The sequence below is a fragment of the Paracoccus sp. P2 genome (assembly GCF_046335115.1).
Taxonomy (GTDB): Bacteria; Pseudomonadota; Alphaproteobacteria; order Rhodobacterales; family Rhodobacteraceae; genus Paracoccus; species Paracoccus pantotrophus.
The window spans coordinates 28,152-36,518 of record NZ_JBGOSN010000039.1 but is presented as its reverse complement, the minus strand read 5'-3'; the positions used below and the strand labels follow the sequence as shown (position 1 = coordinate 36,518).

At 69.0% G+C, this 8,367-nt stretch carries 9 protein-coding genes; 7 read left to right on the top strand and 2 right to left on the bottom strand.

Annotation, left to right across the window (positions count from 1 at the left end; translation table 11 throughout):
* Nucleotides 1-275: DNA methyltransferase (locus tag ACDP63_RS19095; protein ID WP_409928473.1), on the top strand; the 275-nt coding region annotated here is incomplete at its 5' end.
* Nucleotides 276-606: 331 nt separating this feature from the next.
* Nucleotides 607-1,518, top strand: coding sequence for a GNAT family N-acetyltransferase (locus tag ACDP63_RS19090; RefSeq protein ID WP_074990935.1), 912 nt, complete (start codon nucleotides 607-609; stop codon nucleotides 1,516-1,518).
* Nucleotides 1,519-1,537: 19 nt separating this feature from the next.
* Here the strand turns inward: ACDP63_RS19090 and ACDP63_RS19085 are convergent, their stop codons facing one another.
* Nucleotides 1,538-2,821, bottom strand: a complete 1,284-nt coding sequence (locus ACDP63_RS19085; RefSeq protein ID WP_028710698.1) for an NAD(P)/FAD-dependent oxidoreductase — start codon at nucleotides 2,819-2,821, stop codon at nucleotides 1,538-1,540.
* Nucleotides 2,818-3,483, bottom strand: a complete 666-nt coding sequence (locus ACDP63_RS19080) for a haloacid dehalogenase type II (protein ID WP_028710697.1) — start codon at nucleotides 3,481-3,483, stop codon at nucleotides 2,818-2,820. Before ACDP63_RS19080 ends, ACDP63_RS19085 begins: the two co-directional genes overlap by 4 nt.
* Nucleotides 3,484-3,677: 194 nt before the next feature.
* Here ACDP63_RS19080 and ACDP63_RS19075 point away from each other — a divergent pair, with 194 nt between their 5' ends.
* The 5 genes from ACDP63_RS19075 to ACDP63_RS19055 all read left to right on the top strand — a co-directional run bounded on the left by ACDP63_RS19075 (nucleotide 3,678) and on the right by ACDP63_RS19055 (nucleotide 8,348).
* Complete coding sequence (locus tag ACDP63_RS19075; RefSeq protein ID WP_028710696.1) at nucleotides 3,678-4,040, top strand: cupin domain-containing protein; 363 nt, start codon at nucleotides 3,678-3,680, stop codon at nucleotides 4,038-4,040.
* Nucleotides 4,024-5,130, top strand: a complete 1,107-nt coding sequence (gene argE, locus ACDP63_RS19070; protein ID WP_028710695.1) for an acetylornithine deacetylase — start codon at nucleotides 4,024-4,026, stop codon at nucleotides 5,128-5,130. The genes ACDP63_RS19075 and argE overlap by 17 nt, the downstream gene beginning before the upstream one ends.
* Before the next feature lie 115 nt (nucleotides 5,131-5,245).
* Nucleotides 5,246-6,049 (top strand): GNAT family N-acetyltransferase, encoded by an 804-nt coding sequence (locus tag ACDP63_RS19065; protein WP_028710694.1) that lies wholly within the window; start codon nucleotides 5,246-5,248, stop codon nucleotides 6,047-6,049.
* A 14-nt stretch (nucleotides 6,050-6,063) separates the two neighbouring features.
* A complete protein-coding gene (locus ACDP63_RS19060; protein ID WP_028710693.1) occupies nucleotides 6,064-7,437 on the top strand; it encodes an aspartate aminotransferase family protein in 1,374 nt (457 codons plus the stop codon).
* A complete protein-coding gene (locus tag ACDP63_RS19055; protein ID WP_028710692.1) occupies nucleotides 7,437-8,348 on the top strand; it encodes a 2-hydroxyacid dehydrogenase in 912 nt (303 codons plus the stop codon). The genes ACDP63_RS19060 and ACDP63_RS19055 overlap by 1 nt, the downstream gene beginning before the upstream one ends.
* Nucleotides 8,349-8,367: the final 19 nt, after the last annotated feature.

Genomic DNA, 8,367 nt, shown 5'->3' with positions numbered 1-8,367 from the left:
AACCGCTTCAATGCACTCGGCACCGCCGAGATCGTCCGCGGGGTCCGAACATGAAGGGAGAAGGGGAAGTCACGCCTCAGTCCGACTTTCTGAAAATAATGCCTATGCACGGCAAAACGACGGGTGTTGTGCTGGATCCCTTCGCCGGGTCAGGCACCATGCTGGTGGCGGCCCAAAGGCTCGGCTGGGACGGGATCGGCATCGAGATCGATGAAGTACATGCCGAAACCGCAAGGATGCGTATCGCCAAAGCACAGGGAGCAGGCGAACCCTGATCGTTCAAAGACGGGTTTACCTGGTTGGTCTCGCTGGTCATGCTGGCTGGTCGCGCCTGAACCATTGCCGTGCTGTGGAGCTGGCCGAGGCGGTCGGATGCGAGATGATCGAGATGCCGATGGGCACCAGATCAAGACAGCTATGCCAGCACACTGAGCAGCGCGTTCCCCGGGCACTGGGACAGAAGATTTCAGCACGACCGATGCGGGCGCACCCGATCAGGCGACCAGGCCCGGCGGCACGATCTTTGCCTTGCGGCCGGTGATACAGCATCAAATGGCGAAGGACAGCGGGCATACTGCCCGGGGAATAATCTTGAAGCGGGGCAACATGGGTCAGAACGAAGCGGGTTTGGCGGCAGGCGATCGCGACCTCCTGCCGCATTTGCGCATCGACGCCTATGATGCCAGCGCCAAGCCCTTGCGCATGGCGCAGCGGCAGTTGCTGCACGAGTTGACGGTGGGGGTGCTGTGGCCGCATCGTCCCCGCGACTTGGATCTGTTCCTGTCGCTGGGGCAGGGCTACCTGGCGGTCGATGAGATCGGCCGCCCCCTTGGGTCGGCCATGTATTTCCCGACGGGCGACGATTTCGCCATGCTGGGGATGATGGTCACGGTGCCGCGGTTGCAGGCGCGGGGGGCGGGCAAGTGGCTGCTGCAGCGGGTGATGGCCGATTGCGCGGGCCGGGATCTGCGGCTCAGCGCGACGCATTCGGGGTATCGCCTTTATGCGGCGGCGGGGTTCCGGCCGGTGGGCATCATCCGCCAGCAGCAGGGCATGGCGCGGGATATCGGGCCCGTTGACGCGCCCGGCATCCTGGTCCGCGATCTGCGGGCAGAGGATGATGCGAGCCTTCGGGCCCTGGACGCGAACGCCTATGGCGCAAAGCGAACGCGGGTTCTGGACGCGCTGCTGCCCCTGTCGACCGGCACGGTTGCGCTGCGTGACGGTGCCGTTTGCGGCTTTGCGCTACAGCGCGATTTCGGCAAGGGCACGGTGATCGGTCCCGTCGTGGCCGAGGGGGACGCCATGGCACAGGCCCTGATCGCCCCGCTGATCCGGGCGAATGCCGGCCGTTTCACGCGCCTCGACACGCCGGTGGACAGCGACGGCTTCCTGTCCTTCCTGACCGATGCCGGGCTGGTGGCCTTCGACACGGTTACGGAAATGTGCATCGGCCCCCACCGCCGCGCCGCGGAAGGGGCGGTGACCTACGGCCTGGCATCGCATTCACTGGGATAGCGTTTCCATCCCCGCGCGATCAGGACAGCCGGTCCTTCAGCCCGAACCACAGCCCCACCAGCGGCAGGAACCAGGGCTTGCCGCTATGCGCCGGGATCGCGGGCCAGGCGAGGCCCTCCAGCGGGTTCGTGCCGCGCTGGCCCAGGGCGATGTCCGCCAGGACCTGCCCCACCAGCGTGGACATCTGCGCGCCATGGCCGGAATAGCCCATGCCATAGATCATGCCGTCCACCTCTCCGGCGCGGGGGAAGCGGTCCTTGGTCATGTCCACCAGCCCGCCCCAGCAATAATCGATGGGAATATCCGCCAGATGCGGAAAGATCGCGGCCATGGACCGGCGCAGGATCGTCCCCGATTTCGCGTCAGAGGTCTGGTCCGACCGGGCCGAGAACCGTGCCCGTCCGCCGAAAATCAGCCGCCGGTCGGGCGACAGGCGGAAATAGTTGCCGATGTTCATCGAGGTCACGCAGGTCCGGTCGCCGGGCAGGGTGGCGGCGACCTCGGCATCCGACAGAGGCCGCGTGGCGATGATGAACGACCCGACCGAGATGATGCGCCGCCGGAAATGCCGCAAGGGCGCCGTCGTGCCATAGGCGCCGGTCGCCGCGATCACCCGGCCCGCGGCCAGGCTGCCGCGCGGGGTCTGCAGCTGCCAGCCATCGGCCAGCCTTGTCCGGCCGGTCACGGGCGCGCCTTGCCAGATCCGCGCGCCATGGCGATGCGCCGCCGTGGCAAGCCCTTGGGCATAGCGGCCCATGTGGATCATCGCGGATTTCTCGTACAGCATCCCGCCGTGGAAGCTGTCGGATCCGACCTCGCTTCGCACCTGGTCGCGGTCCAGCCAGCGGGTGTCGGGATCGACCTCGGCATGGATCAGGTCGAAATTCGCGCGCAGCCCCGCGACATGGCTGGGCTTGGAGGCCAGCTTCAGCTTGCCCGAGCGGCGGAAATCGCAGGCGATGCCTTCCTCGGCCACGATCTGCTCGATCATGTCGATGGACCGGTCATAGGCGCGATACAGGGCATGGGCGCGCTCTGCCCCCAGATGCGCCTTGGCATCGGCATAGCCATGGGCGATGCCGTTGTTCAGGTGCCCGCCATTGCGGCCCGACGCGCCCCAGCCGACATGTTCGGCCTCCAGCAGCGCCACGCGCACCCCGGCTTTCGCCAGGCTGCGGGCGGCGTTCAGCCCGGTGAAGCCGCCGCCGATCACGGCCACGTCGAAGCGCCCCTCGACCGGGCCGGCCTCGGCGCCCGCAAAGGGGGGCACGCCATCATGCCAATAGGATGCGTATTTCGTCACAGCCCCACCACCTCGGCCAGCCCCGAGATGTCCCTGACCTCGGTATAGCCGTAATGGGGATTGGCCGGCTCATGGCCGCGATTGACCCAGACCTTGTTGCGGATCCCCAGGTCATGCGCGGTCATCAGGTCATAGCGGAACGACGACGAAACATGCAGCACGTCCTCGGGGCCGCAGCCAAGCTGGTCGAACATGTATTCGAAGGCCCGCATCTGCGGCTTGTAGGCGCCCGCGCTTTCGGCGGTGAAGACATGGTCGATGGGCGCGCCCAGCTTGGCGATGTTATGCGGGATCTGGTCGTTCATCGAATTGGTCAGCGCGACCAGCGGGATCTTTCCGGCAATGCGGCTAAGCCCCGCGGGCACGTCGAGGTTCGGCCCCCAGCTCGGCACGCGGGCATAGATGTCCTCGGCCACCGCGGGATCGAAGGCGATGCCGTTGCGCTTGCAGGTGCGTTCCAGCGCGTTGTGGACGACCTCGGCATAGGGTTTCCAGGCGCCCAGCACCTCGTCCAGGCGGTAGGCCGCGAAATTGGCGATGAATTTCTCCATCTGCGGGCCGCTGAGCTGCGCGCCGTAATGGTCGCGCGCGGCGCCCGCCATGTCGAAGAAGATCATCGTGCCGTGGCAGTCGAAGGTAATGAATTTCGGGCGCAGCGCCATGGGGGCCTCCTGTTGGTCCGTTTGATCCATCATTGGCGCGGTCTTGCGACAGCGCATGCGGCAGTCGGGCGCCTGACGGCAGGAGATTGCGAAATTCCGGCAATAGACGGCAGGCCCTGCCGCCCAGAACCCGACAACGGTGCCCGACCCTGCGCGGATCGGGCCAGGCTGGCGGCGTAACGGAAAGGAACCCCATGACCCTGCTGACCCCCATCGACACCGCCCCGGCCTTTGCCCCGCGCGAAGACGTGGCCGCCCCTGAGAAACTGATCGAGGGCACCCCCGCCTTCAAGACCTGGGCGCTGGACGAGGTGCCCCTGGGCAACTGGTCGAAGATCCGCACCGGCATCTGGGAAGCGACGCCCGGCACCACCCGTTCCGTCAAGGGCGAGGCGCTGGAATTCTGCCATATCCTCTCCGGGGTGGTCGATCTGACCGAGGAAGGCGGCGAGACGCGCCGCTTCACCGCAGGCGACAGTTTCCTGATGAAGCCCGGCTTCAAGGGCACCTGGAAAACCATCGAAACCGTGCGCAAGATCTATGTCTTCGCCGACTGATCTTCTGGCCCGGCTGGTCGGGTTTCCCAGCGTCGTGGGCGGCCCGAACGGCGACATCATCGGCTTCGCGGCGGATTACCTGCGCGGGCATGGGATCGAGGCGGCGCTGGTTCCCGGACCCGAGGGCGACCGCTGGAACCTGTTCGCCAGCATCGGCGATGCCTCGCGCCCCGGCTATGTTTTGTCGGGCCATCTCGACGTGGTTCCGGCGGGCGAGCCGGATTGGCGGGCCGATCCCTTCGTCTTGCGCCGTGACGGCGACCGGCTGATCGGGCGCGGGGCCTGCGACATGAAGGGCTTTGTCGCCGCCGCCCTGGCGATGGTGCCCGAACTGGTCGCGATGCCGCTGTCCGCGCCGGTCCATATCGCGCTCTCCTATGACGAGGAGGCGGGCTGCCGGGGCGTGCCGCATCTGCTGGCGGCCCTGCCCGGGCTTTGCGCGCCGCCGCTGGGGGCGATCATCGGCGAGCCGTCCGGCCTGGTGCCGGTGCTGGCGCACAAAGGCAAGGCGGCGCTGCGGCTGGTGGCGACGGGGGTGGCGGGGCATTCCTCGCGCCCCGACCTGGGCGCGAACGCGATCCACGCGCTGCTGCCGGCGCTGAGTGCCGCCGCGGCGCAGGCCGTGGCGCTGCAATCCGGGCCGCAGGATCCGCGCTTCGCGCCGCCCTGGTCCAGCCTGCAGATCGGCACCGTCGCGGGCGGGCAGGCCGTCAACATCATCCCCGACCGCGCCGAGGCGCAGATCGAGGCCCGCGCGATCCACGGCGTCGATCCCCGGGCGGTCCTGGAGCCGGTGGTGGCGGCGGCAGGGGGGCTGGCCGTGGACTGGCTGTCCTCCTATCCGGCGCTTGCGCTTGACGGCGATCACCCGCTGGCGCGGCTGTTGGCCGAGCTGACGGGCGCGACGCCCCTGGGCGCGGTCAGCTATGGCACCGAGGCCGGGCTTTACCAGCAGGCCGGGATCCCCGCGATCATCTGCGGCCCCGGCGACATCGCCCGCGCGCACCGCCCCGAGGAATACCTGACGATGGCCGAATTGCAGGACGCCTGCGCCCTGATCCGTCGCCTGGGGCGGCGGCTCTGCCTGTGACAGCATTTTCTGCGGCGGCAGTCCTGCCATCCGCAGGACATGCCGCGCGCCCTGGCCAGATCGGCAATCCTGCGGGCGCGCCCGTGGCAGGATGGTGCCAAGAAGGACAAACCGCATGACCACGACCACTGCTCTTACTGCCTTTACCCCCGCCCATCTGCCGCAGGCGCTGCGCCTGTCGCAGCAGGCCGGCTGGCCCCACCGGGCCGAGGACTGGGCGCTGACCCTGTCGGTATCCCAGGGCGTCGTGGCGCTGGACGAAGGCCGGGTGGTCGGCACCGCGCTGTGTTCGCCCTTCGGCCCGGTCGCCACGCTGAACATGATCATCGTCGATGCGGCGATGCGCGGGCGGGGCCTGGGCCGCGCACTGATGGAGGCGATCATCGCCCTGGCCGGCGACCGCGAAATGCGCCTGATCGCCACCACGGACGGGCTGCCGCTTTACGAAAAACTCGGCTTCCGGGCCAGCGGCCAGATCGTTCAGCATCAGGGCCTTGCTGTCGCAACCGCGCCGGAACGGCCCGTCGCCACCGGCCGTCCCGCCGATATCGACCGGCTCGCCGATGCCGACCGCGCCGCCAGCGGCATGGACCGCGCATCCCTTTTGCGCGACATCGCCGCCGGCGGCGAGATCCTGACCTGCAATGCCGGCTTTGCCCTGCTGCGCGATTTCGGGCGCGGCCGCGTGGTCGGGCCGGTTGTCGCCCCCGACACCGCCACTGCCCGCGCATTGCTGGCCGAGGCCGCGCGCCGCTGCGAAGGCAGCTTCCTGCGTGTCGACCTGCGCGCGGAACAGGGCCTTGGCGGCTTCGCGGCGATGCTGGGCCTTGCCCATGCCGGCGGTGGCACCGCCATGACCCGCAATCCGCGCACCCCCGCACCCACGACCCAGGCCCTGATCTCGCAAGCCCTGGGCTGAACCCGGAGACCCCCATGCTGAGCAATTCCCTGGCCGAGCTTGACCGCCGGCACCTGATCCACCCGGTTTCGTCCTTTCGCGGGCATGAACAGCGCGGCGTGCGCATCCTGACCGGCGGGCAGGGCGCGACCGTCACCGACAGCGAGGGGCGCACCCTGATCGACGGCTTCGCGGGCCTGTGGTGCGTGAACGCGGGCTATGGCCACGAAAGCATCGTCGAGGCCGCCGCCGAGCAGATGCGCAAGCTGCCCTATGCCACCGGCTATTTCGACCTGGGCGCCGAGGCGCCGATCCGCCTGGCCGCCGCCCTGGCCGAACGCGCCCCGGGCGATCTGAACCACGTCTATTTCACGCTGGGCGGATCGGACGCGGTGGACAGCACGATCCGCTTCATCCGCTATTACTGGCACGCCAAGGGCCAGCCGGGGCGCGACCAGTTCATCTCGGTCGCCAACGGCTATCACGGCTCGACCACCATGGGGGCGGGGCTGACGGCGCTGCCGGGCTTTCACGACGGCTTCGGGGTGCCCTATGACTGGCAGCACAAGGTTTCGTCGCATGACCTGTATCGCCACCCGGCGGGCAGCGATCCGCAGGCCGTGACCGAGGCCTCGGTCGCGGAGCTGCGGGCGAAGATCGAAGCCATCGGCCCCGACCGCGTCGCCGCCTTCTATGTCGAGCCGATCCAGGGCTCGGGCGGCGTGCTGGTGCCGCCCAAGGGTTGGATCAGGGCAATGCGCGATCTGTGTGCCGAATACGGCGTGCTGTTCGTCGCCGACGAGGTGATCACCGGCTTTGGCCGCACCGGCCCGCTGTTCGCCTGCGAGGACGAGGGCATCGTTCCCGACCTGATGACCACGGCCAAGGGGCTGACCTCGGGCTATGTGCCGATGGGCGCGGTCTTCATGCGCGACCATGTCTATGAGACCATCGCCGACGGCGCGGGGGCCAAGGCCGTGGGCCATGGCTTCACCTATTCCGCGCATCCGGTCAGCGCCGCCGTGGCGCTGGAGGTGCTGGCGCTCTACGAAGGCGGGTTGCTGGAAAACGGCCGCCGTGCGGGCGCGCGGTTGCAGGCCGGGCTGGAAAGCCTGCGCGATCATCCGCTGGTGGGCGATGTGCGGGGCAGGGGGATGCTGGCGGCGGTCGAGCTGGTCGTGGACAAGGAGGCCAGGACACCCCTGCCGCCCGAGGTCCAGCCCGCCACGCGGCTCTTCGACCGGGCCTGGGAACAGGGGCTGATCGTGCGGTCCTTTGCGCAAGGCATCTTCGGCTATGCGCCGCCCCTGTGCTGCACCGAGGACCAGATCGACCAGATCGTCGCCCGCACCCGCAAGGTGCTGGATCTGACGCTGGAAGACCCGGAAATCCGCGCGGTCCTGCGCTGATGGCGCTGCTGCTGCATTCCACCCCCGAACGCGGCGCCGTCTGGGGGCACATCTTCGCCGAGGCGGGCGAGGGCTTCATCCCCGACGAGGCCAGCGTGACCGACCCCGCGCAGGTCACGCATCTGGCCTGCTGGACGCCGCCCGCCGATCTGTCGCGCTATCCGAACCTGCGCACGGTGATCTGCGTCGGGGCGGGCACCGACCATTTCCCGGCCTTGCCGGAGGGGGTGGCGCTCTCGCGCACCATCGCGCCGGGGATCGAGGCCATGGTGCGCGACTGGGTGGTCATGGCCACGCTGGCACTGCACCGGGATCTGCCGTTCTATCTGGATCATGCCGCGCGCGGCGAATGGCAGCCCCGCCCGGCGCGGCTGTCGCGCACGCGGCGCGTGGGCATCATGGGCATGGGCCGGATCGGGCGTCTGGCCGCCGCAAGCCTGCAAGCCCTGGGCTTTGCCGTTTCGGGATACAGCCGCTCGGGCAGGCCGGTCGAGGGGGTCGAGATCTTTGGCGCGAATCGGCTGGACGCCTTTCTGGCCGGGACCGATATCCTGGTCTGCCTGCTGCCGCTGACGGACGAAACCCGCGGCCTGATGGGCAGCGCCTTCTTCGACCGGCTGCCGCAGGGCGCGGGACTGGTCCATGCCGGGCGCGGCGCGCAGCTGGACATGGCGGCGCTGCGCTGGGCGCTGGACAGCGGGCGGCTTTCTGCCGCCATGCTGGACGTGACCGACCCCGAGCCCTTGCCGGCGGATCACTGGGCCTGGCGCGATCCGCGCGTGCTGATCACCCCGCATATCGCCGCCCATACCGATGCCAAGGAAGGCGCGCGCCACGCCCTGGCCGTCATCCGCGCCGACCGCGACGGACAGCCGGTGCCGGGCCTGGTGGACCGCAGCCGGGGATACTAGGGCGCTCGCGATATGCCGC

Excerpts from the sequence above, each read along its gene's own strand:
- ACDP63_RS19090 (WP_074990935.1), top strand. The coding sequence starts at position 607 with ATGGGTCAGAACGAAGCGGGTTTGGCGGCAGGCGATCGCGACCTCCTG.
- ACDP63_RS19080 (WP_028710697.1), bottom strand. The coding sequence starts at position 3,483 with ATGGCGCTGCGCCCGAAATTCATTACCTTCGACTGCCACGGCACGATG.
- ACDP63_RS19075 (WP_028710696.1), top strand. The coding sequence starts at position 3,678 with ATGACCCTGCTGACCCCCATCGACACCGCCCCGGCCTTTGCCCCGCGC.
- argE (WP_028710695.1), top strand. The coding sequence starts at position 4,024 with ATGTCTTCGCCGACTGATCTTCTGGCCCGGCTGGTCGGGTTTCCCAGC.
- ACDP63_RS19065 (WP_028710694.1), top strand. The coding sequence starts at position 5,246 with ATGACCACGACCACTGCTCTTACTGCCTTTACCCCCGCCCATCTGCCG.
- ACDP63_RS19060 (WP_028710693.1), top strand. The coding sequence starts at position 6,064 with ATGCTGAGCAATTCCCTGGCCGAGCTTGACCGCCGGCACCTGATCCAC.
- ACDP63_RS19055 (WP_028710692.1), top strand. The coding sequence starts at position 7,437 with ATGGCGCTGCTGCTGCATTCCACCCCCGAACGCGGCGCCGTCTGGGGG.